The 26,664-nt window shown below is 40.2% G+C and carries 25 protein-coding genes and 1 riboswitch; of the genes, 3 read left to right on the top strand and 22 right to left on the bottom strand.

The window, feature by feature from the left end; genetic code table 11:
- Positions 1-61: 61 nt before the first annotated feature.
- Together ACFVSW_RS18210 and ACFVSW_RS18205 are read left to right on the top strand one after the other, a co-directional pair.
- Entirely contained in the window at positions 62-640 is a 579-nt protein-coding gene (locus tag ACFVSW_RS18210) for a DUF2087 domain-containing protein (protein WP_387318063.1), read from the top strand.
- Positions 641-724: 84 nt separating this feature from the next.
- Positions 725-1,936: an MFS transporter gene (locus ACFVSW_RS18205; protein WP_387318062.1), complete on the top strand. Its 1,212-nt coding sequence runs from the start codon at positions 725-727 to the stop codon at positions 1,934-1,936.
- Between the two features lie 52 nt (positions 1,937-1,988).
- Here the strand turns inward: ACFVSW_RS18205 and arsC are convergent, their stop codons facing one another.
- The 16 genes from arsC to prfB form a co-directional block, all read right to left on the bottom strand.
- Positions 1,989-2,408 carry an arsenate reductase (thioredoxin) gene (arsC, locus tag ACFVSW_RS18200; RefSeq protein WP_387318061.1) on the bottom strand — a complete coding sequence of 140 codons (420 nt, stop codon included), beginning with the start codon at positions 2,406-2,408 and terminating at the stop codon, positions 1,989-1,991.
- A 62-nt stretch (positions 2,409-2,470) separates the two neighbouring features.
- Complete coding sequence (locus ACFVSW_RS18195) at positions 2,471-3,157, bottom strand: MIP/aquaporin family protein (protein WP_387318060.1); 687 nt, start codon at positions 3,155-3,157, stop codon at positions 2,471-2,473.
- Positions 3,158-3,247: 90 nt separating this feature from the next.
- Positions 3,248-3,526, bottom strand: a complete 279-nt coding sequence (locus ACFVSW_RS18190; RefSeq protein ID WP_387318076.1) for an ArsR/SmtB family transcription factor — start codon at positions 3,524-3,526, stop codon at positions 3,248-3,250.
- Between the two features lie 275 nt (positions 3,527-3,801).
- Positions 3,802-4,383 (bottom strand): DUF3995 domain-containing protein, encoded by a 582-nt coding sequence (locus ACFVSW_RS18185; RefSeq protein WP_387318059.1) that lies wholly within the window; start codon positions 4,381-4,383, stop codon positions 3,802-3,804.
- Positions 4,384-4,811: 428 nt separating this feature from the next.
- Positions 4,812-5,354: a dihydrofolate reductase family protein gene (locus tag ACFVSW_RS18180; RefSeq protein WP_387318058.1), complete on the bottom strand. Its 543-nt coding sequence runs from the start codon at positions 5,352-5,354 to the stop codon at positions 4,812-4,814.
- Positions 5,355-5,573: 219 nt separating this feature from the next.
- Positions 5,574-5,936, bottom strand: a complete 363-nt coding sequence (crcB, locus tag ACFVSW_RS18175; RefSeq protein ID WP_387318057.1) for a fluoride efflux transporter CrcB — start codon at positions 5,934-5,936, stop codon at positions 5,574-5,576.
- Positions 5,937-5,938: 2 nt separating this feature from the next.
- Entirely contained in the window at positions 5,939-6,337 is a 399-nt protein-coding gene (crcB, locus tag ACFVSW_RS18170; RefSeq protein WP_387318056.1) for a fluoride efflux transporter CrcB, read from the bottom strand.
- 64 nt (positions 6,338-6,401) lie between these two features.
- Positions 6,402-6,463: riboswitch (Fluoride riboswitch) on the bottom strand.
- A 280-nt stretch (positions 6,464-6,743) separates the two neighbouring features.
- Positions 6,744-7,811, bottom strand: coding sequence for a sulfite oxidase (locus ACFVSW_RS18165; protein WP_387318055.1), 1,068 nt, complete (start codon positions 7,809-7,811; stop codon positions 6,744-6,746).
- A gap of 254 nt (positions 7,812-8,065) precedes the next feature.
- A complete protein-coding gene (locus ACFVSW_RS18160; protein ID WP_387318054.1) occupies positions 8,066-9,259 on the bottom strand; it encodes a PDZ domain-containing protein in 1,194 nt (397 codons plus the stop codon).
- 159 nt (positions 9,260-9,418) lie between these two features.
- Entirely contained in the window at positions 9,419-10,873 is a 1,455-nt protein-coding gene (locus ACFVSW_RS18155) for a S41 family peptidase (RefSeq protein WP_387318053.1), read from the bottom strand.
- A 327-nt stretch (positions 10,874-11,200) separates the two neighbouring features.
- Positions 11,201-12,496 (bottom strand): murein hydrolase activator EnvC family protein, encoded by a 1,296-nt coding sequence (locus tag ACFVSW_RS18150; protein ID WP_387318052.1) that lies wholly within the window; start codon positions 12,494-12,496, stop codon positions 11,201-11,203.
- 111 nt (positions 12,497-12,607) lie between these two features.
- The gene (gene ftsX / locus ACFVSW_RS18145; protein ID WP_387318051.1) at positions 12,608-13,501 is read right to left on the bottom strand and encodes a permease-like cell division protein FtsX; all 894 of its coding nucleotides are present in this window, start codon (positions 13,499-13,501) and stop codon (positions 12,608-12,610) included.
- On the bottom strand, positions 13,491-14,177 hold the full coding sequence (ftsE, locus tag ACFVSW_RS18140; protein WP_387318050.1) for a cell division ATP-binding protein FtsE: 687 nt from the start codon (positions 14,175-14,177) through the stop codon (positions 13,491-13,493). The genes ftsX and ftsE overlap by 11 nt, the downstream gene beginning before the upstream one ends.
- A 448-nt stretch (positions 14,178-14,625) precedes the next feature.
- Positions 14,626-14,943: a cytochrome c551 gene (gene cccB / locus ACFVSW_RS18135; RefSeq protein WP_024029806.1), complete on the bottom strand. Its 318-nt coding sequence runs from the start codon at positions 14,941-14,943 to the stop codon at positions 14,626-14,628.
- Between the two features lie 52 nt (positions 14,944-14,995).
- Entirely contained in the window at positions 14,996-15,862 is an 867-nt protein-coding gene (locus tag ACFVSW_RS18130) for a YitT family protein (protein WP_387318049.1), read from the bottom strand.
- A 224-nt stretch (positions 15,863-16,086) separates the two neighbouring features.
- A protein-coding gene (gene prfB / locus ACFVSW_RS18125) for a peptide chain release factor 2 (protein ID WP_387318048.1) occupies positions 16,087-17,188 on the bottom strand; the annotation gives its coding sequence in 2 pieces (ribosomal slippage) (positions 16,087-17,115 and positions 17,117-17,188; 1,101 coding nt in all).
- Between the two features lie 270 nt (positions 17,189-17,458).
- Here prfB and ACFVSW_RS18120 point away from each other — a divergent pair.
- On the top strand, positions 17,459-18,673 hold the full coding sequence (locus tag ACFVSW_RS18120) for a YecA family protein (protein ID WP_387318047.1): 1,215 nt from the start codon (positions 17,459-17,461) through the stop codon (positions 18,671-18,673).
- 44 nt (positions 18,674-18,717) lie between these two features.
- Here the strand turns inward: ACFVSW_RS18120 and ACFVSW_RS18115 are convergent, their stop codons facing one another.
- The 6 genes from ACFVSW_RS18115 to ACFVSW_RS18090 form a co-directional block, all read right to left on the bottom strand.
- Positions 18,718-20,775 carry a multiheme c-type cytochrome gene (locus tag ACFVSW_RS18115; RefSeq protein ID WP_387318046.1) on the bottom strand — a complete coding sequence of 686 codons (2,058 nt, stop codon included), beginning with the start codon at positions 20,773-20,775 and terminating at the stop codon, positions 18,718-18,720.
- A 117-nt stretch (positions 20,776-20,892) separates the two neighbouring features.
- The gene (locus ACFVSW_RS18110; protein WP_387318045.1) at positions 20,893-22,017 is read right to left on the bottom strand and encodes a cytochrome c3 family protein; all 1,125 of its coding nucleotides are present in this window, start codon (positions 22,015-22,017) and stop codon (positions 20,893-20,895) included.
- A 106-nt stretch (positions 22,018-22,123) separates the two neighbouring features.
- On the bottom strand, positions 22,124-23,089 hold the full coding sequence (locus tag ACFVSW_RS18105) for a 6-bladed beta-propeller (RefSeq protein WP_387318044.1): 966 nt from the start codon (positions 23,087-23,089) through the stop codon (positions 22,124-22,126).
- Between the two features lie 16 nt (positions 23,090-23,105).
- Entirely contained in the window at positions 23,106-23,813 is a 708-nt protein-coding gene (locus tag ACFVSW_RS18100) for a tetratricopeptide repeat protein (protein WP_387318043.1), read from the bottom strand.
- Between the two features lie 65 nt (positions 23,814-23,878).
- The gene (locus tag ACFVSW_RS18095; RefSeq protein WP_387318042.1) at positions 23,879-25,042 is read right to left on the bottom strand and encodes a NapC/NirT family cytochrome c; all 1,164 of its coding nucleotides are present in this window, start codon (positions 25,040-25,042) and stop codon (positions 23,879-23,881) included.
- 29 nt (positions 25,043-25,071) lie between these two features.
- Positions 25,072-26,454: a cytochrome c3 family protein gene (locus tag ACFVSW_RS18090; RefSeq protein ID WP_387318041.1), complete on the bottom strand. Its 1,383-nt coding sequence runs from the start codon at positions 26,452-26,454 to the stop codon at positions 25,072-25,074.
- Positions 26,455-26,664 lie beyond the last annotated feature (210 nt).

Raw genomic sequence — 26,664 nt, 5'->3', positions numbered from 1 at the left:
TTATTAAAGTTAATTTGATTAATATCTAATTAGATAAATATGAAAGCAGGTGGATTAACGAATGCAGTTAAACAAAATTGTTGAATTCCATAAAGCATTAGGTGATCTGACACGGATTCGGATTATCGCCTTGCTAAAGCAAGGTCCTTTGAATGGGCAAGCGATTGCCGAGACGTTAGGGCTTAAACCGCCAACGATTACACACCATATGACGAAGCTGCGTGAGGTTGGACTTATAAAAGAACGCCGAGATAAAAATACGATCTATTTTTCTCTTAATACAAAAATATTGGAAATGAGTGCTAAAGGCATTTTATCTGTTGGAACAGGAGGCGATGCAAAAATGGAAATGTCGGTTACTGAAGAGGAACGTTCAGCTATCATCAAAAATTTCTTCACAAAAGATGGGAAACTGAAAAACTACCCTGCACAAAGAAAGAAAAAGCTTGTTGTACTAGCCCATATGATCAAAGGATTAGAATTCGGGAAAGTTTACCAAGAGAAAGAGATCAATGAATATTTAAAGCAATATCATGAGGATTATGCAACATTAAGACGCGAACTTATTATGTGCCAATATATGTACCGAGAAAACAATCAATATGAATTAAATCCGGTTGAGTTATGGTGGTTGAGTTAAAGGGTGTTTGCCGGCACCCGTATTTTTTTGCACAACTAATTAGATGAATGTGAAATTAGATATATGTAAAAGAAGGTGATTGATATGGGTATTTCATTTTTAAAGGAAGAAAAACAATATCTGAGGCTATTTTTAGCTGGAATTGTGAATGGGATTGGCGACCGCTTTAGTTCCGTAGCTGTGTTAGCTATGCTTCTGCATTTAACAGGGTCAGGCTTGGCGGTGGGAACGACTCTAGCCATTCGGCTGGTACCTTCATTATTTTTTGGTCCAATAGTGGGAAGGCTGGTAGATCGATTTTCGCGAAAGACAATATTAATCACAACTGACCTTATAAGAGTTGTGGTTGCCTTATCTTTCCTATTCGTTCACAGTAAGGAGGATCTCTGGATTGTCTATTGTAGTTCGTTTATTTTAGCTTCAGGAGAAGCTATTTATGGACCTGCAAGAAAATCGGGGATTGCTGGTCTCGTGAGCAAAGAGCATCTTGTGAAAGTGAATAGTTTGGAGCAAGTAATGGTCGGGATTGTTTTAATCATTGGAGCCATTTCAGGTGGCATCGTTTCATCTATTTTTGGGGCTGGTGTGACATTTTGGTTAAATGCAGTTTCATTTTTAGGAGCTGGAGCCATCATCTCGACTATTACGTTTCCCAAAAATAAAAACATGGAAAAAGTAGATGAGTCTAATAAGGGAAATCCAATCTCAACCTTCAAAAAGGTAATCTTGATGTCTGTTCCTGTTCAAATTCTTCTTTTATGTGAGATATTAATTGCTTCTATGAATGGAATTGATAATGTTCTAATCAGCGTCTATGCGATTAATGAGTTTCAGCTTGGAGATGTTGGGGTAGGTCTTTTCTATGGTGCATTAGGGATTGGTTTAATGTTAAGCTTTTCAGTCGCCAATCAACTACGAAAAAATTTCCTTGTTACAGGTTTAGTATGTCTATTACTTGAAGGGGTATTTCTCGTCTTATTAAGCCGAACACATTTAGTGGTTTTCGCACTTCTTATATTTTGTGGTGCTGCGTTTATGTCCGGGATTGGAAATGCGTGCTTTGACACCACTCTCATGAAGGAAATTCCCGAGGAGCATCAAGGAACCATGTTTGGGCTCCTGGCAACAATCTCAAACACTATTTTGGGAATGTCTATGTTTCTATCCGGATCCGCACTACAATACCTCACACCTCGTTCCTTGGGTCTGCTTGGAGGTATTGCCTATATTCTTGTTGCCATTTTCCTAATGGTAACCATTTCAACCAAATCATATCGAAAGAGAGGTACCATTTGAATGGTACCTCTCTTCCCCTTTTTAAAGAATGCACACTTGGTTATGGGTTGTCTTATTCTCCTGTTTCACCAAACCGTTTGATTCTATCTCCTATTTCATCACGGACACGCTGAAAGAAGGCCCATTTTTCCTCATCTGTTCCTTGTGCTTTTGCTGGGTCATCAAATCCCCAATGCACTCGTTTTACCTTTGGTGGGGTAATTGGGCATTTGTCAGCAGCGTCACCACATAGCGTGACAACTAAATTTGCATTGTTTAAATAATCTGCATCGATAATATCAGAAGTATGATTGGAAATATCGACTCCAGCTTCTTTCATCGCTTTTACAGCATTGGGGTTTAGCCCGTGTGCTTCAATACCCGCACTGCGTACTTCCCACTCATCACCTAAATAGTTCTTTGCCCATCCTTCTGCCATTTGGCTGCGACATGAGTTTCCTGTGCATAGGAAATAAATTGTTTTTTTAGACATGTTGCTCGCTCCTTTTTGTAGCCGATAGGAAAGTATTACTTTCCTATCAGGCATAAGTGCAACTACGCCTCTGACTTCGCCCTAACGGGCTCGCCAATCGGCGAGTTTTCTTTATCGTCTAGTAATTTATAAATGATTGCCGCGCACATGGCCCCTAAAATAGTTGCAATAATATACACCCATAAATGTTGAAGTGTTCCTGATACGATCGCTGGACCAATCGATCTTGCTGGATTCATCGAGGCACCACTAATCGGTCCACCAAACATCGCTTCTAACCCCACTGTTGCCCCAATTGCTATTCCTGCAAAGGATTTTGCTGCTTTACCATGAACAGCAGCTCCAAAAATAACAAACATTAAGAAAAATGTAAGGATGAATTCTAAAACAAACGATTGTGCCCATGTACCATTTGGCAGCGTAGCACCTAAAGACGCCACATTTCCAAATAAAGAAAATAAGGTGAGACTAGCTGCAATCCCTGCAATAATTTGTGTAAAAATATAATAAACGGCTTCCTTTTTAGTAATATCCTTATGAATTAAAAATCCAATGGTAACTGCAGGGTTAAAATGGGCACCTGAGATGTGACCAAACGTGTAAATTAATGCCATTACGACCAGCCCGAATGTAATGGCTACGCCAACATGTGTTAAACTATTCGTCATAGTATCTATTACTACTGCACCAGTCCCGGCAAAAACAAGAAAATAGGTTCCTAAAAATTCACTAATAATCTTTTCTTTCATTGTTTTAATCCCCTTGATGAAGAAATTCCTGATGCAAAACAAGATCTACCTATCCCTCGTACATCTTGACTAAAAAAGTATTACAAGCGTTTAACAGTCGCAACGTATAAATGAAATCTCATCCAAATGGTCAATAATAGCCTGAATATACGGTTGTTGCCTTTCATTTAATCGATAATGCTTCCATGTTCCTGCTGATCTTTCGACAATAATTCCAGCTTCTTTTAACTTTTTCAATTGTTGACTGACAGCAGGTTGGGAAATATTTAAAACATCAACAAAATCACAAGCACATACTTCCCCTTTTTTTAGACAAGCCAAGAGCTTTAAACGATTAGGGTCACTCACAGCTTTTAACTGTTTCGCCATCAATTCAAGATTCTTCAAAAAAGATTCCCTCCCTGCTATATAACGATTTGCTTATATAATATTCCACTTATATATTGATTGCAAGTTGTATTTTATTAATTTTTTGTAAAACAATTGCTGCTTTGAAATAAAGTTTGTCACTAAAACCTCACAAGCCAGCGTTTTACGATAAATAAAAAGAATCCATTATATTGATCAAAATAGATTCTTCTCTAGCTAATTTAAGTTTCAGTTGAATAAAAGTTGCTCATCAGTCGATATCTGTAACAGATTAACTATGCAAATCGCACACCCAGCATCCCTGTGACCAATCCAACAATCGTGCCAACCACACACACCCCAAGCCAAACTTTCCTGCTCCGTGCTCCTTTCAAAAAACACCATCCTGCAATGGCAAGTAAAATGCCTTCAATCAAAAACCACGGTTCGAAAATGACCATATCCCAGACCACGTACATATCATCGTGGATATCAAATGTCCCATTCTCCAAGCCAATCACACTTGCGATTTGCAAGCCACGATAGATAATGCCAAAAATGCCATGAGCAGTGGCTATCGAACACCCTAACACAGTTACGGAAAGCAACAATAAGCGCAGAATTTTACTTTTGCCTAAATAAATGAAACCAAGACCTACGAGTCCCGCAACAATAAAGATTGGTAACGAGATCCAATTAATTAGTTCAAACTGTGAAGATGCAGCCACTCCGGGTTTTAGTAGGGACACCCCTATTCTTCCGCCTAAAGCCCAATATAGGTGTGGCAGCATATAGGCAATGGACCATACAAAAACAGCGCCCCCAGCCCAAACGGTTGATTTTGATTGCGATGGTTTCGACGACAGATTCGAATTCACTAACGATCACCTCCACAGTGTCCTAGGACCCTTTGTGTAAGACTAGTACTTAAGGACGTTAATCCTTATTCAGGGTATGCGCCCTAAAATGATATAACTATGAAGCTCTTATTATTATATAATTCACCAAAATAAAATATTTCTTCGTTCGGTCAACGAATTGATGGCCCAGGCCCGATAACTATTAATTACCCTTAATTTATTTGTTTCTCTCCACCAACTCTAAAATAATTCCCTCTGGTCCACGACAGTAGCATAACTTATAACTAAATTCGCTAAAAACAGAAAATATCCTTCTTCAACAAACTGGCCCGATTGCTGATTAACACTCCGAATAATGAATAAAATAAAAATGCCCCCTATTTAAAAATAGAGGACATCAGTAAAGAACTTTTTTATAAAGTAAAGAACTTATTTAACATTTAATACTAAAAATAATTAATATTATACGTAGGTTTAAGGACTCCGTTCGAATATCGCTTCATGCCAACTAATTCCAAATTTACACGAGGTTTAACACTGCCAAATAGAGGTATCCCCGTTCCAATCATTACAGGGTTAACTTTTAAGACTAATTGATCAATAAGCTTATGCTGAATTAATGAACCCGCCAGTTTACCTCCCCCACAGAGCCACAACTTTCCATCTTCCTTCATTTTGAGATCCTGTATAAAGCTAATCGCGTTATTTTTAATTAATTTCACTTCATCGTTTGATTCAAACTGCATGGTGTTGGAGAAAATATAATGCTTCAACTTATAAGGGCTAGGTTCACCCGGTTTAAGACCGAATTGAAAGCCGTATTCATATGTTTTTCCACCCATTAATACCGCATCATATTTCTGAATATCGGATATGAAATCTGTAACATGATCACCCTCGTGTAAAAATATAGAATTGTCAGCAACTCCATTCAAATCTGCAATAAAATTGTCAAGTGTAATTGCAATATGATAAATCAATTTCGCCATTCAGACATCACTCCTTTAAAAACGAATTGTCTAAATATTTCTATAAAACTCTTAAAATTTCCTTTAATTGAACAATACACCTGGAGTTTTAGGATAAAAAGACCCTATTAATACAGGGTTTTTAACAAACTTTATTATAAATTTTCAAACTTTATGACCTGGCATTTGGTTTATTGATTGAAATAATCTGTAAGTTAATTAAATTCCCCATATAATTAATTATAAAACATCTCCTAAAAGACTTCCTATCCAAGCAAAAAATACACCTAATAATACCGAAGCTGTAACGTAGAATAAAGCGTTTTTTGTTTTTCTTGACTGTAACATTTGTATAGTTTCATATCCAAAAGTTGAAAAGGTGGTATATGCTCCAAGAAAGCCTGTACCACACAAAAGCCAAGTCCACTCCGGAATAGCTTCTTTTAGATTTAAGATAGCAAGAAAACCAAGTAAAAACGAGCCGCTAATATTAATGATCCAAGTTCCGAAGGGGAAAACTCCGGAAGTCTTACTTGTGAACCATTTTCCAAGCAAAAACCTCGAAATTGCGCCAAAAATGCCTCCTAGTCCAACAAATATCATTATTATGATTTCCCCCTTGGTTTTCGTTTTATTTTAAAATCTAACGATACTAATTTCGTCCCTATTATGGCTAGTGTTATTCCCCCAAATATACTTATCGCCACATATAAAATGGCAATAAAATATTGCTGATCTTTAAGTAAATTCAGGGTTTCCACTGAAAATGTTGAGAAAGTGGTGAATGCACCTGTAAAACCTGTTCCTATAGCTAATATTAAATTGGGATTAATATTTTTTTGTTTTGCCGTAATGGTAAAAAACCATGCAAGAAATAAACAACCCATTAGGTTAATTACCAGGGTTCCTAACGGGAAACCTGACTGAGAAGGAATCGCTTTTCCAACCATGAAGCGAAAAATAGAACCAAAGAAGCCACCTAACCCAACTGCAATTACATTCATTCAAAAGACTCCTTACATAATTTTCTTTTAAAATAAAATAGACTCCTACCAGTATTAAGAATAACCACTGGTAGGAGTCATTAGTCACAAAGACGGTTGATGGCGAACTCCATCGCCTATTATAATAATGATTATATACAAAAAATCTAATTAATCAAGAAGGTTTTTTTAAAAGACCAATAGCAAAAAAGGAGCTTACTTTTTTAGGGCTGTGTTAAAAGTGAATGTTGATTTCCGTTCCAGGCGCTTCGCTTTCCGCGGGGCGGGCGGTGAGCCTCCTCGGCGCTAAAGCGCCTGCGGGGTCTCACCTGTCCCGCTACTCCCGCAGGAGTCTCGCGCCTTCCACTCCAATCAACATTGTACTCAAAATCAACAATGGTCTTTAACACAGCCTTTTTTAAAAAAATTACTCAACTTTTACTTTTATTCTATCTATAGCGTTGTAACCATAGCCCTTCCTGTTCCACGTTGGGTCCAATGGTTGAATATTCCCATTAGAATCCTTTGCTTTTGAAAGTATGGTGTATTCTCCCTTTTTTAGTGCTTCCCATTTATAATTCCAACGAACCCATGATTGTTTCTCTGATGAAGTGGTTAAGTGACAAGTATCCCAGGACTTACCTCCATCAATACTAATCTCTACATTTGCGATCTTCCCATTACCAGACCATGCAATCCCTTTAATTTCATAAACTCCTGTATGCAATAATTGCATATTTAATGGATATTGAATCGTTGAATTAACATTGAGTGTGGTAACGGGGAATTTTCCACTATCGTTTTCTTTGTTCGGATAGTAAACGTAATCAATTGCTTGAAAAGGTCCTTTATATTCCTTGTCAATCACTGTAATTTTTTTAATCCATTTTACAGATGCCATGGCATACCATCCAGGAACAATTAATCTTAGAGGAAATCCGTGCTTGAAGGGGATGGGTTGATTATTGTATTCGTAAGCAATAATAGTTTCTGGATCAATGGCTTTCTCAATGGGTAAGCTCCTTGAAAAATTAAATAGTTGGTTAGAATCAGGTCTTATTCCATTATCATAGCCTTCGAAAACAATTTCTTTTGCGGAATCATGTAATCCTGTGTACTGCAATAAGGTTCTTAAAGTTACGCCTTTCCAAATGCCTTGACTTATTGCTCCTTTTCCCCATTGCTCTCCAAATACTTTGGGTTTAAATAACTTTCGCTTATCACCAGCACATTCTAAAACCACTTTCATCGTTTTAGATGGCATTGAATATATTTCCTGTAATGAAAAAACTTTTGGGGTATGTACTAGTCCCTCAATTGGGAGAAGATAAAAGGATGAAGCAAAGTTGGGATAAGAAAAATGATTTCTTCTATAAAATAGTTTTTCAGTTACAATATCGCCGTTATAAAAATGTATCGGTGTTTCTTGATTTTCAGGAACTAACGTCTTTGAAATTAGGTAAGGTCTAACTTCGGGGGGATGGGAATATTTCATTTAGATACCTCCTTTAGATGGGGCTTCTAATTAATACGTATGTAGTTTATAAGTATTCATTCAAATTTCTATCTCCTTTATTTTTATTTCACACTAACTCTACAACAAAAGGAACATTTGTTCTAAAATATTTATAAAAAAACAACCTCACCCCATACATGAATGCAGGGGATTGCGGTTGTTTATTTTGGTCATCGACTATAGTGGTTGAAGATGTACTCAAATATAGCCCCACGTTAGCGTCGTAACCACAATTACCCAATCTTCTTATCATACTTCCGCTCGTCCGGAACAAACAGGATGCCAAGTTCGTAGTGGTCTCCTTCGTAGAGGGCACGTTGAACGAACCGAATCTCGCCATTTTTATCAAGGACCTCGAGCTTGCAATGGGCGCGGTTTTTTTCCAATGCTTCGTAAAGGGTGTTTTCATCCCTGACAAGCACACCATTGGCTTTGGCAATGATTTCCCCGACTTGGAGTCCCATTTTACTTGCTGGGGATTCGGGAATGATGCCAATAATCATCAAGCCTTGATTTTTTTTCGAAAAATAAAATGGGCTATTTTCGTCCTTAATTGACGCCATTAATGTTAAGGATTCACGCCCTATTACGGCAAGAGCTGCGATGACAATCGAAATTAGCGGATACCAATAACCTGCCACCGAGAGGATCGAGATAAAAACCCCGAGCATAATGACTTGCCGGCCATGAAGCTGTATCGCTTCTTTTGGGAGCATCCCTTTGATTTGCTGATGGAACCCGATTGCAAAAGGTACAAAAATCAGCGTGTACTCCTTCGCACCTATATGGAACAGCGGCCACCAATCGAATGGCAGCTGGAGCGTGTCACCCGGAATAAGCAGGAACAGCGGCAGCATCCAAAGGCGCTTCACTTCATGGACACCCACACTTTGACCGCGCTTGCTTTTTGCTAGTTTCGGTGATGTTCCATTGCTGCCATTTTTTAAAATCAGCACGCCTTCCGCAATTAGCAAAAGGCCAAGAACCACGACTACGGAAGGGTAAACCTTGTCACCAATCGCATCAAACGCCTTCGAAAAGAGCGGAATCGACCAGTTATTTTCTGCGATTAATATGATCGTGAAAAAAGCAGCCCCGACTGTGTATACAGGTGAGATCAGCCGGACATTTGTCGTCAATGACCATAAAAATGTGAATCCAGCGATTAATAGAATGGCAGCGAAAGGTACAGCGATACCGGCCGCGACAACAATAATCGAAAGAATAAACCCGCAAAGAAGTCCCAGCGGAAACAACTGCCGGAGTTCGTAATATGCATCATGGGCTCGAATATGAAAATCTTTCCGTTCCCGTTTTACCCTCATAACGCCTAAAATGGCCGCGAGGAAAACGAGATAGTATAAAACAGGATGAAGAAATAACTTGCCTGTCCCTTTAAGTAGCTCCACAAGCCATGTTTCCACCATTTCCTGCCACCTGCCTAATCAAAATTTCTAGTAAACTATTATGTAAAAGTCTCTAAAGCTTATTTTACCAAATTTAAACCATAAAACATATTGCTAGTTTCTAAAAAAGTTTTAACATTCTATAATACAAAAAAAAAGAGACCGAAGTCTCACTATCGTCTATTTCGTTATCAATCTCAACGCCATTTGCAGTTGCAGGTCATTCTTCTCTTTTTTCATTTCCTTCATCGCGGCTTCTTCAAGCTTTGCGGCTGTTTTGGCATCGATTTCCCCTGTCGGCTTTAGGCCTTTGTCCTGTTGGAAACCTTTAACAGCAATTGTTGTTTCGGCGCTGAAGTATCCATCTGTCCGGCCCGGCGCAAATCCCAAGCCCTTTAAAATTTCTTGAGCATTTTTGATCTGCTCATTGTTCATGTCCTCGACTAGCGTCTTCTCAACTTGAATCGGATGAGTAGCAAATATTGTCGGCTGTTTGATAGTCACATCCGGTTTAATTCCCTTTTTATGAATCCAATTCCCATCTGGGGTCAGCCATTTATAAAGGGTTAATTTAATATTACTGCCGTCGCCCATCGGTACCGCCTGTTGGACGGTTCCTTTTCCAAAAGTGGTTTCCCCGACTAGCTGATAGCCTGCTGCTTCCTGTAATGAACCTGCCAAAATTTCCGAAGCAGATGCACTGCCTTTGTTGATTAGGACAAGCACTGGATAATTCTTTTTCTCGGAAAGGGTGGAAAAGAATCGCTGTTTTTTGCCGGTACGCGGTTCGATTTGGACATAGGGCTTATCTTTCGGGATAAATTCTTTTAATATATCACCGACACTGTCTAGAAATCCTCCAGGGTTGCCTCGTACATCGAGGATTAGACCTTTAATGTCATCGTTTTCCAAAGCCTTTAAGTCCTTTTTAAAATCCGCCGCTGTATTTTCAGCGAAGGAGGTGATCTCGATATAGCCGATCTTTTTGCCATCTTGCTTCTTAACGGAAGCGTGGACGGTCTCAAGCGGAATTTCATCGCGTTTGACGTCAATTGACAGCGGTTCCTTTAACCCTTTGCGGTCAATCTCTAACGTTACCAGTGTCCCCTTTTTGCCGCGGATTTTTAAGGTTGCTTTATTGAGGTCCAGCCCTTCAACACTTTGGCCGTCGATTTTCAGAATTTGGTCATTCGGCTTGATGCCTGCTTTTTCCGCTGGAGAATTTTTAAACGGCGAGACGATGACAATTTTTCCATCTACCATGCCGACCTCTGCTCCAATGCCCTCAAAGGATGATTCCAAGGTTTGCGTGAATTGCTGCGCCGTTTCCTTGTCCATATAAACAGAATAGGGATCCTTTAGCACTGAGAGCATTCCTTGGATGGCACCTTCAACCAGTTTGTCTTGGTCCACTTTTTCAACATAGCGGCTTAGGATCATGTCATAGGCCTGCTCAACCTTTCCAAGGTCTTTTATATCCGTTTGAGAAGATACAGGTTGATCTTTAGGGAGCAGTGCTTGCTCGAGTTCGTTTCTATTTTCCTTTTTCTCTAAAAACTGCAATCCAGCATAGGTGCCCCCTGCCCCGGTTAAAAGCGAACCCGTCATCAACAGGGCAATCCATTTTCGATTCATTAGAATCCTCCTCAAGATAAATATGCCTGTCATATCTATTTTTCTAATAGGCACCGAATTCCTGCCTGTTTATTAACTTATATGTGAGGGATGGACGAGTTATGAATAGAAAAGCGGAAGCGCCCGTTTAGCGGCGTATGGACTGGAGCGCTTCGACTGAGATAAAGGAAACACGGAGAGCGGAGCGATCCGATGTTGACTTATCGTAGGGAGAAGAGCGAAGTCCACTAGCCGCTGGGCGCTGGAGCTGGACAATTCTCAAAGTTCAATGCTATAAATTTTTGGCAAAAAAAAAGAAGAAGCTAAGCCTCTTCCTTAATTTGATTATTAAATTGGAACAATGCCGATTGGATTTATCGCTGAATGATAGGCCCATGGTCCTTTGTAAAGTTCAAAGTGTAAATGCTGGCCCTGGGAATCACCGGTATTCCCCATGGTGCCGATTCGTTGACCTTTTGAGACAGTTTGTCCTGGTGATACTTGATAACCTGACATATGTGCATAAACAGTTGTATAAACCTGACCATTTATCGAATGCGAAATATATACCACGTTTCCATAACTGCTTGAATAATGGGCAACAGAGACAACCCCATCTGCTGCAGCTACAATTGGTACATTGTTGCCGCTTTGGGCAATATCAACACCATAGTGGAAAGCCCCCCAGCGTCCGCCGAATCCTGAAGTAACTACACCTGGAGCTGGTCTTGTAAAGCTGCCGCTTGAAACCTGTGGTGCTGATGCAGAGGGACTGCTGCTATTACTGCTGCCGCTGCTACTGCTGGCTGCTGCCTTTTTCTTAGCCGCTGCCGCTGCCGCTGCTGCTGCCGCCTCTTTAGCCTGGCGTTCTTGCTCTTGTTTGATTGTTTTTTGAATCGAACTCTCTTGAGCCGCAAGAATTTCCTCCTGCTCCTTTAAATCCAGCATTCCTTCATGGGCTTCATGCTCTTGACTCTCTAAACTTCCCAATAGTTTATCCTTTTCAGCCTTTTGGGCAGTCAATTGGTTATTCATAGTTTCCAAGTCTGCGAGCATCTTTTTTAAGCTGGCAAGCTCTTTCTCAACTTGAGATTGTTTCTCCTCAAGCTCGTTTTTGTCAGCTTCATGCTGCTTTAAAATATCCTGGTCGGCCTGCAAAATGGTTGCGACCGCATTCGCACGGTCAATGAAGTCGCTAAAGCTGGTTGACCCCATTAATACATCCAAGTAATTGACCATTCCGCCCGTTTCCTGATAGCTGCGGGCCCGATCCTTCAGTAGGACATTCCGCTTCTTAATCCGATCCTTGAGAATCTCCGTTTCTTCCTGAAGCGCAGCAATTTGAGTTTTTGTATCTTCTATTTTTGCTTGTTTTTCATCAATCTTAGCAGTGGCGTCACTAATCGCTAAATCAAGGCGTTTCAATTCGCTCTTAACGCTTGCTTGCTCCTCTTGGAGATTCGTAATCTTATCATTTGCTTGATTAATATTCGAATTTAGATCGGAACGCTGCTCATGTATTTTATTTTGCTCTTCCTTCAGTTTGGAGATAGATTCGGCCTCTGTTTTAGCAGGATTCCCTCCAAAAGAAGTCCCCAGCCCGACCGTTACAACAACGGCAAGCTTAATAACTGATTTCCTCATATCCGACTACTTCCCCCAACTCTATGTATATGTATTTGTTTCTTTATCTATGTGGCAAAAGATATTTTACAAATCAGGAAGAGCCGGATAGACAGCCCCTCCTGAATAGAATTACACTTTCAAGAACTTCCTTACAGACATGACACTGCCCCATACACCGATTACGGCTCCCATTAGCATCAGAATACCGGAAACCTGATAAACAAATGGAGTAAATGGCAGCACTTTGATAAACGTGCCCTCAAGCTTAGGACCAATATAATCATAAGCACGATAATAAGCGGTAGAAATCAATATAATTGGCAAAATCGAGCCAACAATACCAAGCCATAGTCCTTCTAAGAAAAACGGCCAGCGAATAAACGTATTCGTCGCACCTACTAATCTCATAATCTTGATCTCTCTTCGTCTAGCAATAATCGTAATTTTAATCGTGTTGGAGATTAAGAAGATGGCGGTAAAGAACAAGCCAATGATTAACACAACTCCCACGTTACGACTCGCCTTAATAAACTTAAATAGTTTTTCCACTTTACCTTGTCCATATCTAACCTTTGAAACAAAGTTCAGCTTTTCAGCTTTTTTTGCAACCAGCATGGTATCTGTTGGCTTTTTCGTTTTTACGACAAAGACATCGTTGAGCGGATTATCCTGTTCAAAAAGCTTAAAGGCCTTTCCATCCTCGCCAAGACTTTTAACTAAATTATCTAGCTCGTTCTTTTTCGGGGAAAAGGTGACAGCTTTGACTTCAGCCATTCTTTCGAGCTCGGTTTTTAATGTTTGCTGGTCTTTTTCGTTAGCAGCAACATCGATGTGAACGCGAATTTGTACGTCATCTTCAATCGTTTGGGCCACTCTATTTAGATTCATCATAATTACAAAAAAGACACCAACTAGAATAAGCGTTACGGTCACGGCACTAACGGATGCAAACGTCATCCAGCCATTCCGGCTAATATTCTTTAAACTCTCGCGGGCGTGACGGCCAATTGTCCTAATTTTCATAACCGTATTCACCTCTTTGCTCATCACGGACAATTCTGCCGCTTTCTATGGCAATTACGCGATGTTTTAATGTGTTAACAATCTCTCTATTATGGGTCGCCATTACTATCGTTGTGCCCCGATTATTAATCTCTTCAAAGATGTTCATGATTTCCCATGAAGTCTCTGGGTCAAGGTTACCGGTAGGCTCGTCTGCAATCACAACCTTCGGTGAGTTGACGATTGAGCGGGCAATGGAAACACGTTGTTGTTCACCGCCGGACAGCTCCGTTGGAAGCATTTTTATTTTATGCTTTAAATTTACTAATTCGAGAACTTCCATAACCCGTTTTCGAATGAACTTTGGCTGTGCTTCAATCACTTCTAGAGCAAAAGCGACATTTTCATAGACAGTCAAGGTCGGAAGCAGTTTGAAGTCCTGAAAGACCACGCCTAGGTTTCTTCTAAAAAGCGGAACCTTTTTCATCTTTAATTTGGCAAGATTTACGCCATTCATCGTGATGGTTCCAGTAGTGGGTACTTCTTCGCGGTACATCATTTTGATGAAAGTCGACTTCCCGGCACCACTTGGACCGACAACATAAACAAATTCGCCCTGATTAATTCGGACGTCTATTCCATTAATGGCGGTAACACCATTTGGATACTTTTTATATACCTCTTGCAATTCGATCATTATTATCACCTTTATTTAAAGATAGTTCGAATCGAGGATTCGACAAAAATCTTTATTTATTTGCAAAATGGACCAGAATGTCAAAATATGTGTGCATAATTTCGCATAGACCCATTATAACATCAAAAATCGCTAAAATGGGCGGTAAAAATATTACAGTTTCTTTTCAAACAATACAAAATTCGACAAAATCCTTCAATTTTTGAAAAACAAAGGCTGTGTTAAACTTGGTTGTTGATTTCCGCTCCAGGCGGCTTCGCTTTCCGCGGGCGTGCCGGGGAGCCTCCTCGGCGCTAAAGCGCCTGCGGGGTCTCCCCTGCCCCGTACTCCCGCAGGAGTCTTCGCCGCCTTCCGCTCCAATCAACATAGTTTAAAATCATCTATGCTCTTTAACACAGCCAAAATAAAAAACGTCCTGTGAAAATTCACAGAACGTTTTTGATTATTTTTACTTTTTAGCTGCAAGCCAATCTGCCACTTTATCAGCGTCATCGCCTTGAATTACGTTCGGCGGCATTGCGCCTTTACCATTTTTAATTGTATTCAAAATGTCATCTTTGGAAAGCGTTGAGCCAATTTTTGTTAAGTTTGGACCCATGCCGCCTTTTAAATCGCCGCCATGACAGCCAGAGCATTTTTGATCAAAAATCTTTGCTGCCTCACCGCCGCTTGCCGTGTCCTTGTTCGTATCAGAGCCGCCCCCACAAGCAGCAAGACCCATAACTAAGGATGTTCCTAATACAAATCCTAGTAGCTTTTTCTTCATTACACTTACCCCCTTCAGAAAATAATACCATCAAAGAACTATTATACCAATCCTACTCGCGTTTGAAACCTTCCCCTAACACTTCCGCTGCGTCCATAACGATGATAAACGCTGACGGGTCAAGGGTTTTAACCAATTGTTTCAATTTTGTGAACTCCGTTTGATCAACCACACACATGAGGACAGGCCGTTCATGGTCTGTAAAACCACCATATGCAGATAGTTTTGTCACACCACGGTCAATTTTATTCAAAATTCCTGTACGCACTTCTTCTTGCTTACTCGTAATGATCATCGCCATCTTTGACCTGCCGAATCCAACCTGAATGAGGTCAATCGTTTTGCTGGTCACATAAAGGGCAATCAGAGCATACAATCCCTTTTCAATATCAAAGACGATGGCTGCGGTAAGGACGATTAATCCATCAATCATTACGACACATCTGCCAAGGGTAAAACCGGTATATTTATTAATAATCTGAGCGGCAAGGTCGGTCCCGCCGGTCGAAGCTTTTCCCCTAAACACAATCCCGAGCCCGAGTCCAACGCCAATCCCGCCGAATAAAGCAGCGAGCAAAGCGTCATGCGTCCATGGCTGAAACCCTTTTGTCAAAAAGACAACCAATGGCAGAAAAATCGTCCCTGCAAGTGTTTTGGCCCCAAATTGTTTTCCCAGTAAAACAACCCCGGCAATGAACAATGGAATGTTAAACGCCCATTGGACGTAGGCAGGCTCCCAGCCAAGCACTGTTTTTAAAATCGTACTAATCCCGCTTACGCCGCCGGAAGCGACTTGGTTTGGCAGCAAAAAGACATTAAATGCCATGGCAATGATGGCGGAGCCTATTAGGATAAAAAGATAATCGGCCACGATTCTCATTCTTGGATAAGTATGTGTAAGATTGCTTAAAATATTCATATTAACTTTCCCCTCTAAAATCCTTTTACAATCATTTTTTCTATTTACCGAAAGAGAGTATAGCATGGGAGAAATCTGCTGTAAATGACAGTAAACTGACGCGATGAAGGACTAAAATTACTATTAGCATTTACTATTAATGAGGGTTTCATGAGGATAGCTCCTAAAAAGGAAAGCCTTTGCCGAACTGGCCGGCAAAGGCTTTCCACATATTATATAAATGGTTACGAAATTCTCGACCTTAAATACGCATTGATAAACTGATCAAGGTCACCGTCCATGACGCCCTGAACATTGCCGCTTTCGGTATTAGTCCGGTGGTCCTTTACCATTGAATAAGGATGGAAGACGTAAGAACGAATTTGACTGCCCCAGCCGATTTCCTTTTGCTCACCGCGAATTTCCAACAGCTCTTGTTCTTGCTTTTCGATTTCCAATTGGTAGAGCTTGGCTTTGAGCATTTTCAGCGCTGCCTCTCGGTTTTTAATTTGCGAACGTTCCGCTTGACATGTAACGACCACACCAGTTGGCAGGTGGGTAATCCGGATCGCCGAATCCGTGGTATTAATATGCTGACCACCGGCACCAGTCGCACGGTACGTATCAATTTTTAAATCTTCTGTCCGAACTTCAATTTGGATATCGTCATTCAGTTCGGGCATCACTTCACAGGATACGAACGAAGTGTGGCGCCGGCCTGATGAGTCAAACGGCGAAATTCTTACCAAACGGTGAACGCCTTTTTCGGCCTTTAAGTAACCATAGGCATTATGGCCTTTAATGGCAAGCGTTACACTCTTAATTCCGGCTTCGTCACCAGGAAGGTAATCAAGCGTCTCGACCTTAAAACCTTTTTTCTCAGCCCAGCGGCTATACATCCGCAAGAGCATCGAGCCCCAGTCCTGCGACTCCGTTCCGCCTGCACCCGGGTGAAGCTCCAATATCGCATTATTTTTATCATACTCCTCACTTAGGAGAAGCTGCAGTTCAAATTGATTCAAACGGCCGGTTAACGACAAAAGCTCAGTCTCCAGCTCCGCCCGAAGTTCTTCATCATTTTCTTCCTTGACAAGCTCATAGGTCAATTCCAGGTTTTCAAACGAGTCATTTAATTCATTGAACTCATTTACCTGGTCCTTTAAGCCATTAGCCTCACTGATAACGGTTTGTGCCGCTTGCTGATCATTCCAAAAATCAGGCTGGAGCATCACATCGTCAAGCTCGGCAATTCTTGCTTCCTTATTCTCTAGGTCAAAGAGACCCCCTAAAGTCCACTAATTTCTTAGCTGATTTTTCTAATTCATTGCGAATTTCTGCTAATTCCATTTTCGTCACCTCTATAAAAAATAAAAATTACATCCTGTTATCTAGTTTATTCTGAATAACTCTGTTCAGTTCCATATCCATTATAGCGTGATAGTAGTTAAAAATTCAAAGGTTGACCAAAAATAGGCACATTTTTAAAAGTATGTTTATATACGGCATGTGAAAAATGGTACTATTAAATAAGAACTGAACATATGAAATAAACCTATCAAATCAACTGTTTGATACATAGCATATTGAAAGCATTTTGAAACAAGGGAGTGAAGTGAGATGGAAAAAATAAACCGGAATGATCTTTGTCCGTGCGGCAGTGGAGAAAAGTACAGTAAGTGCTGCGGGGCAAACAAAGCTATTTCCATCAACCTGATTATTGAGAGTGAGCTGGATGAGCTTCAAAAGCGAATCCTTCATTTTGCATTCTTTCATTTTGGGAATGAAATTAATGAGGATTTTGAGGATCTATCAGAAATGATTGATTTCGATATGGAACAGGAACGGGAATTCTATGAGCTCATTCATGCCATTTGGTTTTCTCTTTTTGAGGAATTGGATGACGAAGAAACAATTATTGAGAAATTTATAGCGGCTGAAGCAGGAAAAATCAAGCGCCCTAAACTGAAGCAAATTCTCCAAACATGGAGCAATGCGAGAGTGATTGCCGGTAAGGTCATCAGCGTCGACAACAATCAACTTACAGTTGAGGATGGCTTTACCTCCGAACAATTGAATGCCATTGTCGGCAGCGTCAATGTCACGATTGAAGAGGGTTCATTCTTCATTGGAATGATTGTGCCTTACGAGCAAAATTATCTCTTCTTCCCATCACCATTTGATTTACCTGTCCTAAAGCCTGAACATGCCTTTTCTTTTATTGAAGATAGCAGCTTGGATGCTGACTATGATTCCCCACAGGAATATTTGAAGGACTTTTTCCTAGAAGTCTTAAGTGAACTGCCAATAATCGGCGGTATGCTGGAAATAGAAGAGATGGAATGGTCAAAACCAATTTATAAGGAGGTTGCCGATATTTTCAAAGCGAAGCTGGAGTCTGAGGTACCGCCTCCGATTGTCGATACTGGGATTATCCTTTGGTTTAACTTTTGTGAGAAAAAGCAAAAGCGAATCCAAAATCCAAATCTTTATGCTGCTGCAGTCCATTATTTACTGTCGACGATTGCACCGCTGGGAGAAACGAGAACGCAAAAGGAGCTGGCAAGGCTTTACGGTGCTGCCGCAAATGCTGTTGCTTCGATTGTTTTAGAGATGGAAACGGAATTATCAGCGGAAATAGCCGAGTTGAAGGGCTTGGTTTTTGGCGGGGAGGAATCACCCGCAATGCCTCCATTTGAAACAGCTTCTATAATTGAGTTTCCAATAGGCGGGAGCTCTGGAGTGGATAAGGCTGGTAAACAGAAAAGCAAGCCAGAACTAGCGCTCATTGAGAAAAAAGGCAAAAAAGGGGCCAAGAAAGGTCAAGAGGATTAAAACAAAATGCGCAAGCGCCCTGGTCAGCGGCGCTTGCGCTTTTCTTATGGAGTTGTTCTTTTCGGTGCGTGGGCAGCTTCTCTAGCTGATTTACTTGTTCCACCGTGACAGAAGGAGCAGCCCTGTTTATCTTCTTTTTGATGTCCGGATATTGTATCCCCAGTAGCAGCATCTTTTTCACTAAGCTTCCCGGTTTTTCCATAAATATTGGTCGAGCCGTTATGGCAACTTATACAGAACTTTCGTTCATCAGAATCGGTCCACGTAGAACCAGTTGTCTTAAACTTATCTTCGGCTTTTAGTTGCACATTGCCAAGCTCTTCCCTTAACATTTTAATATTATTGGAACCATGTGTTTCATGGCATTCCGCGCATGGAAGCTGGCCTTTTAACACGCTGCCGCTGTCTTCAGTTGCTTTAATATTATGCAAGGAATCCTTAATATGGACCGGATCACTGTAATATTGGTTAATATCTGAAGCCGGTTTATCCCCTTTTTCAACTGCATTTCCTCTATGACAGCTTAAACATAATGAAAATTCACCCACTTTTCCCTCTGCAGTACTAGCCTTTTTATAGGTTCGAATATGGCTATCGGTAGTGGAAACTGGTTTAAAGCTATTCGGATTTTCTAATGTCCCCTGTGTATGCGGATTATGACAACTTGTGCACGAGCTGCTAGAGTTTTGATTATGTTGATTCGTTTTTAGCGTCTCACTATTTTCAACAACCTTAGGTCCAATCTTAGTGCCCGTAGTCCCATCATGACAGGACATGCACAAATTTTCTTCATTTCCAAATGTACCGCCTTCTAGGCTTTCATTCTTTCCGTTATGGGTGCTATGGCAGTATTGGCATGCATTGGTCACATTTGAATAATTTCCGTGTATATTGAAGTCTAATGATCTCTTATGGTCCGGTATGTCGGCGATTTTCATCTCCGGATCAGTCGAAAGATCTTCCTCATCTTGATGATTAGGACTAACCGTAGTAAATTTAAGGAACCTCGGAATGATTTTTCCTGAATCATTAGCGATGTTTGGATTCAAATATACATAATAGGTTGTTCTGTGGCTAAGCTTCTTTTCCGGCGTAAACGTATATACAAACGACTTTATGCCATTTGAAATATCAAGAGTGTTTACTAACTGCTCTTTTCCCTTTTCTCCATCTTTTCCTTGTTCTCCGAAAAACGTTATCAAAGGTTGAGTTTTAGATAAAGATTCATCACTTCTGATGTCAATTAATATTTGATAACCCACAGGTATCCGAGTCATATCTTCAGCTGGAAGTAAGTGTTCTTTAGTCCAATCACTTTTCTTATCTCTCGGATCATACAATTTCTCTGAACCCTTTGGAATGAGATACATTTTTGCCATATATGGCCTATTTCCATTTTCCTCAATAGAGGTTTGAATAGTCCCAGGAGTTGAAGCAGCAGATTGACTTGTGTCTTCTTCTTTAGTTGAAGGCTTGCTTGGATCTACCGTCTCATAAGGGGCAGCCGATTGTGTAACTTTATTCCGTTCGGTCACTGTAGTCCTAACAGTAAAGGACTGGTCTACACTATTACTAACTCCATCCTTATCGGTGACGAAAAAGGTAAGGGTATGGGCCCCCTCACTGAACTTCCCTGAATAAGAGAAGTCAGCATCTTTCTCCTTCGGTGTTATAGAAAGCTTTCCATCCAATGTCATCTCTTTAGGCTGCTCTGAATCACCTGGCAGCTGTTCGAATACCTTTATTGTAAGTAGGTCCGGAGTAGTAGATTCACTGGAAATTTTTCCGGTCAATTCAACCGTTGAAACATTAAACACTGCTCCTTCATCAGGAGAATTCATGGTTATTTCTGGGACACCTGATGCTGATAGAACGTTTGCTTCAGGAGAATATAAAAGGAGGGAACTAAGAAAAACGCTCCAAATAACGATGTATGTGAATAACTTTCGTTTGACGTTCATCCTTTTCATGATATTCATCCTTTTCTCTTTGCCTAAAAAGCAAATGGCTTTTTTATTTGCTAAACGGGTGCTTTCGCTTTTCTTTATTATATCAACTGAATTAACATTAATTATCGTCGTTAAGTTAAATCTTTTTGACAATTTGTCTCCTAGCTGGAATAATAAAACAAGGCAGTAATAATGACTATTACTACCTTGTTTATCTTACATCCGTTTTTTGGTGAGCTAACGAATAGTGCGGCTATTTGTTAGCTTTTTTTAGCGGATTTTTGTTTTTCCGCTATAATCTCCACCTGGGACTGCAGTAACACCTGGAATTACATGGGTTGATTGGTGACAAGCCCAACAAACAGCCATGTTGGTGAACTTCTTGTTAGCAGAACCGCCAGCACTTACATCTTTCATGTAATCTTTGGCAACAGTTTCAGTCCAGCCTTTACCACCTTGTGCAGGTGATTTCGTTAAATCAGCAATTGTTTTTCCAGCAGTATCCATTAACGTTGAAATATCTGTACCGTGAGCATAGTGACAAGCTGCACAGTTTCTGCCTTGTGAGCTGGAGTTAGAAGTATGCGTGTAAAGGAAATCATGATTAGTGTTTCCTGGAGCTTTGTCCTTATTACTATTTCTACCAGCACTTCTGCTAGCAGCATAATCATCATGACAAGCTGCACAGAATTGAGAATAGTTTACTTTGTCAGTATTGTCCTTAGGACCAATGGATGTAGTGATTTTTAGTCCTGAATTTGTTGTCGATTTATTTATGTCAGCATAAGCAGGATCCTCAGTTAAAGCAAGGTTAACGGTTTTAATTCCATTTTGAGTAGGTACTTTAACTCCATTCACCATTGTATAGGCAAATGGCGTATTACCGATCACATTTTCTTTTAATAATCTGTCATTGACAGATCCGTGCGGGTTATGACAGCTTGAACATGTTAATTCGTTTGTATCTTTATTGGTATAGGCCCCAGGAGCAGCACTATTTTTGATTCCTGATGATACATTATGCATGGATTCACTTTCATGGGATTCGCTGAAAATTCCGGCGCCGCTTGCTTTTTTGACGTTATAAAAGCCCATTGTACCGTCATGACAGGATAAACACATATCATATTCGGCGTTTTTGAATTTAACTAATTTAGTATCAGCACCATTATGTGTACTGTGACAGTTTGCGCAAGAGTTTGTATTGTTTTGGAAATTTCCATGTGTTTTGTGTGCATTTACTTGACCAAAGTTATCAACTGTACCGATATTAATTCCTTCTGCCGGATTGCTTGGTGTTGGGGTGAAATTTCCTTCTGCAGACGCCAAGGCAGCAAACATGCTTAGCAAAATTAGCGTTAACAATGCCGAAAAGCCTAATTTAATCTTGCTCATTTCTAAAAACCTCCCAAATTTCTTTCTCTCTCTTTTTTTATTTATTTTTCTATTCAAAACGGTTGATCGTATTTTTTCGCATCACCTCCTTTAATGAAAAAGATAACTAATAGAATACTGAAATTCTTTGGTTAATCGTATCTGTTACGAATATGGCGTCTCGTTCGTCTATAAATAAGCCGTTAGGTAAGTAAAGCTGGCCGTTGTCTGTTCCCATTCCGCCTATTACCCGGACTTCCTTTCCATCCTTGTCATAGGCATAAATATTATGGGATAAATTACTTACCACATAAACAGTGCCTTTGGAATCAACGCCTACGCCCCTTGGATTAACAAAAATCGGTTCACCTTTCCCATCCGTAGAGCCATTAATGATTCTGATAAACTTTCCATCTTTATCAAAAACTTGAACGCGATTATTACCGGAATCAGTGACATAAATATGATTATCTTTATCGACAGCTACCGCGTTAGGCGCAATGAACTTACCGTCTTCTTGGCCAGCGCCGCCAATTTCCATCAATTTTTTGCCTTCTAAATTAAAGACAAACAGCTTGTTTTCTTTAATATCGGTGACATACAACTTTTCACCGTAGATGCGCAATCCTCCTGGCGACTTAATCGCCTTTTCTTGATCAGGGAAATAGTTAATAAATTCACCTTTGTTATTAAAAATGGAAATGTTGCCATTATATAAATCTGCTACATAAATATTTTCACTTTTATCGCCTGAAATTCCGTACGGGAATTGCAATTGGCCTTTTTCTGTCCCTGCTTCCCCAAATTTCAAGACATTATTTCCAGATTGATCAAATACCTGTACTTGATTGTTATTTGTATCGGTAACGTAAATGAGCTCGCCAATTTTGGCAACATCCATTGGTTTATTCAGTGGAACATCGAAGCTGCCATAGAAAGACTGTCTAAATTCAGGTTCACCGCCAACGGGGTTTGCTTTCGCCACGATAGGTTTCAGTGTTGGTCCTAAATCAAAAAAGGTGATGCCCGTGAATAGTGCTGCAGAAAGTACAACCATTGTACTCATCCATATATATACAGTTGTCTTTTTCAATTCTAGTCATCTCCTTTTATTTGCTGTCTTTCGTTTTGGCTGCTAATCTAGTTAACGCTTCTGATGCCGGTTTATAAAGAGGGTCGTAACTCAATGCCTTTTTGTAGAGCTCCTCGGCATCAGCCACTTTCCCTTGATCCTCTGCTACTCTGCCAATCTCAAAGATAATATCATTATTAACTGGCATTAGTTTGTTTGCTTCATCAAGAGATGCCAGTGCATCTTTGTACATTTTTAGTTTTCGATAAACCATTCCTTCTAATAAATAGCCCTTATAGTCTTTCGGGGCTAATTCTACTGCCTTTTTGGATTGCTTTAGGGCATCGTCATAGCGCTTTTCATCGTTATAGACAACCCCTAAGTTGAAATACGCTCCGACATTCTTTTTATCTAAATCAATGGCAATTAATAATTGTTTAATAGCATCCTCATTCTGACCTTTTAAATTATAGGAATAACCTAAGTTAACCCGGTGTTCAGGATTGTTGGGTTCTTTACTAACCTGGCCTTCATAATAGGCAATTTGTTGGTCGATTCTGCTTAGGTCTTTATTTGACCAAATAAAGTTGTCACAAACTAAATATCCACCAATCAAGCTTATAAGTAAGGTTGCAATGATGAGCGATAATCCTTGTAACTTTGTAAAGCGAACTTTTCGTTTCATTTCGCGTGTATTCTTGTTGGATTCAGGCTTTTCGATTATCGGGAGTTCTTGGGCCTCCATAAGGATCCTCCTCAAAAAAATTCTTTTTCTTTGCTGTTATGAACTAGTCCAAAGATTTGCTTAGGCTAGTCTTTATTGCTTTTGTGGCAGCTTGTGCAAGTTTTTTCTGCATGGCAGGTATAGCATCTTGCTTCCGGTTTCTTCACATTCTCCACAGGTATCGGATGACGGTCACGCCAATTATTTCGATGTTTCATCTGGTGACATGTAGAACAATTAACCGTATTGTCACTAGCGGTATTGGATTGATTAGGCTCATGGCAGGTGTAGCATTTTTCTTCGTTTTTACTTGCTTGTTCACCATGGCTGCCGATAAACGATTGCGTATGGCTTGCCGGACGTGTTTGGTGACAGGCCTGGCAAAAGGTATTTTCTTTTGCATAGGCATGTTCGTTTTTGTTTGATTGCCCGCCATCTTTGTTTAAATATTTGTCAATCACAGAGACCTCTTCATACCCTTCCAACGTCGCTGTAGACATATACTTATGACATGCATTGCAATCCTTTAAGTCCGTTTTCGCGATAATGCCATGTGTTTTCGTTTTGAAATCTGCCTTTTTATGGCTGTCCGGAACCATTCCGGTCGTGTGGCACGCACTGCATTCCGTGGTGATCTTTCTTGCAATATGACAATCCATACACGTTTCCATTTTTGGGCGAATGAATTTCAGATCCGCCATCGCTGCTTTACCGACCTTGCTATCCCATTTATCATAGTCAGTCTTGAAGGTCATATTTCGGTCGGCAATTTCCCCATGGGCAACATTGCTATGGCATTGTGTACACTTAATTTTTTTATCTGAATGCTGCTGATGGGGAATAATGATGTCCCCTGATGCTGAGACTCCACGAGTTGCCATATTATGACACTTTTCACATTTACTATTTGAAATTTCTTTCGGCATGCGGATGATCGCTGCTGTTGTCACTTGTTCATTTCGTAAACCCTTGATAACTCCGTCTGCTTTATCCTTCGCTATCTGCTTAATCCCAGGCTCAGTATGGCATTTTACACAATCCACTTCGCTATGGGTGGAGGCCTTCCATGTATAATACTCTGGCTTCATCTCATGACAGGATGAGCAAAACTTTGAGCTTGAGGTTGCATGTAGCCCGTAAACTCCGATAATGAAGAATAGGGCTAGAAACAACAATGTTAAGGTTACAATTTTGATTAACATATAGCGATAACGAGGAGGGAACCGCAGCTGTTTTTTCTCTACATTCATAAAAGCGTCCCTCCAGATTAAAAATTGTATTATTTTGTTTTATCATCTTTAAAACCAGTTCTGTGGCAGTATTGACAATAAACATCTGTTGGTGCTTTTACATTGCCTGAGTCAGCTTTTGGCTTTTCACGATCATGGCAGACAAAGCATTCTGCTTTCTGGTCATTTGTTTTTGCATTGGCCGCATGAGATGTTAACCATTGATTACTATCCCCATGTCCTTTAGGACGGTCGGAGTGACAGGCGCCGCAGAATTTATTTGTTCTAGCTTGATCTTTTACCACTGTCATGTTAGGTGTATATTTACTTGCTTTTGTTTCTTGCTCTTTCATTTTCAGTAATGACATAATGTCTTCTTTTGGAATTTCTCTTGCCCATTTAGAATCTTGGTGACAGTTCACACATTTATCAAGCTGTTGAACCGCAGTATCACCATGATTTCCACTCCAATCAGCTGCTTGGTGCGTCTTTGGAATTTCTGTTTGTTTGTGGCATGTTTTACATTCCATCGAAATCTTGACGTCTTTCTTTTGCTTTCCGATTGCTTGTAAAATTATTTCTTGGGTTTTTTCATCATGGGCTGCTGCCGTTTCATCTTCATTCGTTTCCGTTGATGCGGCTTCACCAGATGCTTTTTTCGTTTGTTCGTCTAGCTTGTGCTGGACTTCTTCTGGATTTGGCGGAACATTGTAAGCAACCTCTTTCCATGGTTCTTCGCCGTTGTTTACTTTCTCGTGGCAGTCAATACAAGAACCCATGTTAGGTCTCAAGTATTTCTCTTCCATTAGCTTTTCAGCATTTTCCTTTGTCCAATGGCCGCGAACCTCTTCGGTATTAATTCCGCGGGCAGCGATTTTTGCGTGCACAACCCCTGCATGACAGGTAATACAAGGAATATCCTTTTCAATATGACCTTTATGATTCACTTTTAAGTCACCAGATGCAGTGACAAGCCGGTTCTTAGAGTGACATTGTAAGCAGTTCTCGTTAGAAACGGCTTCTTCTTCCGTTTGAACAATTTGTTCAGGTATGCCTGTTACATGGTAGTAAACCTCTTTCATTGATTTCATTTTGTGGGTAATCATGTTGGTAAACCCAGGCTTAATATGACATTGAACACAGGAAATATTACTATGCGCACTCGCTGTAAACGTTGAATACTCAGGTGCCATCTCGTGACAGCTTGAACAGAATGATGGCGAGTTGGTTAAGGAAAGCACTCCGTATCCACCGCCGAAAACAACAATACAACCAACGAGTGAAACAAATAACAGCTTCCACCGGTTGACTGGATTCTTCCAATCTATGTTTCTGAACTTTTGCCAAAGTCTGCGAATCAGGCCAACTTTCTTTTTATTTTCTCTTGTTTCGGGATCTGTCTCTTTATTTTTCTTTTTCCCCCAAATGGCCACTTTACTCACCCTTCCCATTTTGGTTTTAATTCTCTATTTATTTTCCATATTAACCTCTCTAAAGGTAGTATCTAACATTGTAAGAGTATAATCCAATGTACAATTTGTGAATATTTTTTCATAATGATTCAATTTCTCTTTTTCACTAAAAACAACATAAGAACGTTGTTATTACAGAGTTATATTAGCACTATCTTTATAGTACTAACT

This window comes from Neobacillus sp. NPDC058068, from assembly GCF_042885335.1.
In the GTDB taxonomy this organism is placed as follows: Bacteria; Bacillota; Bacilli; order Bacillales; family Cytobacillaceae; genus Neobacillus.
The sequence above is the reverse complement of the archived record's forward strand: the minus strand, read 5'-3'. Positions and strand labels throughout refer to the sequence as shown.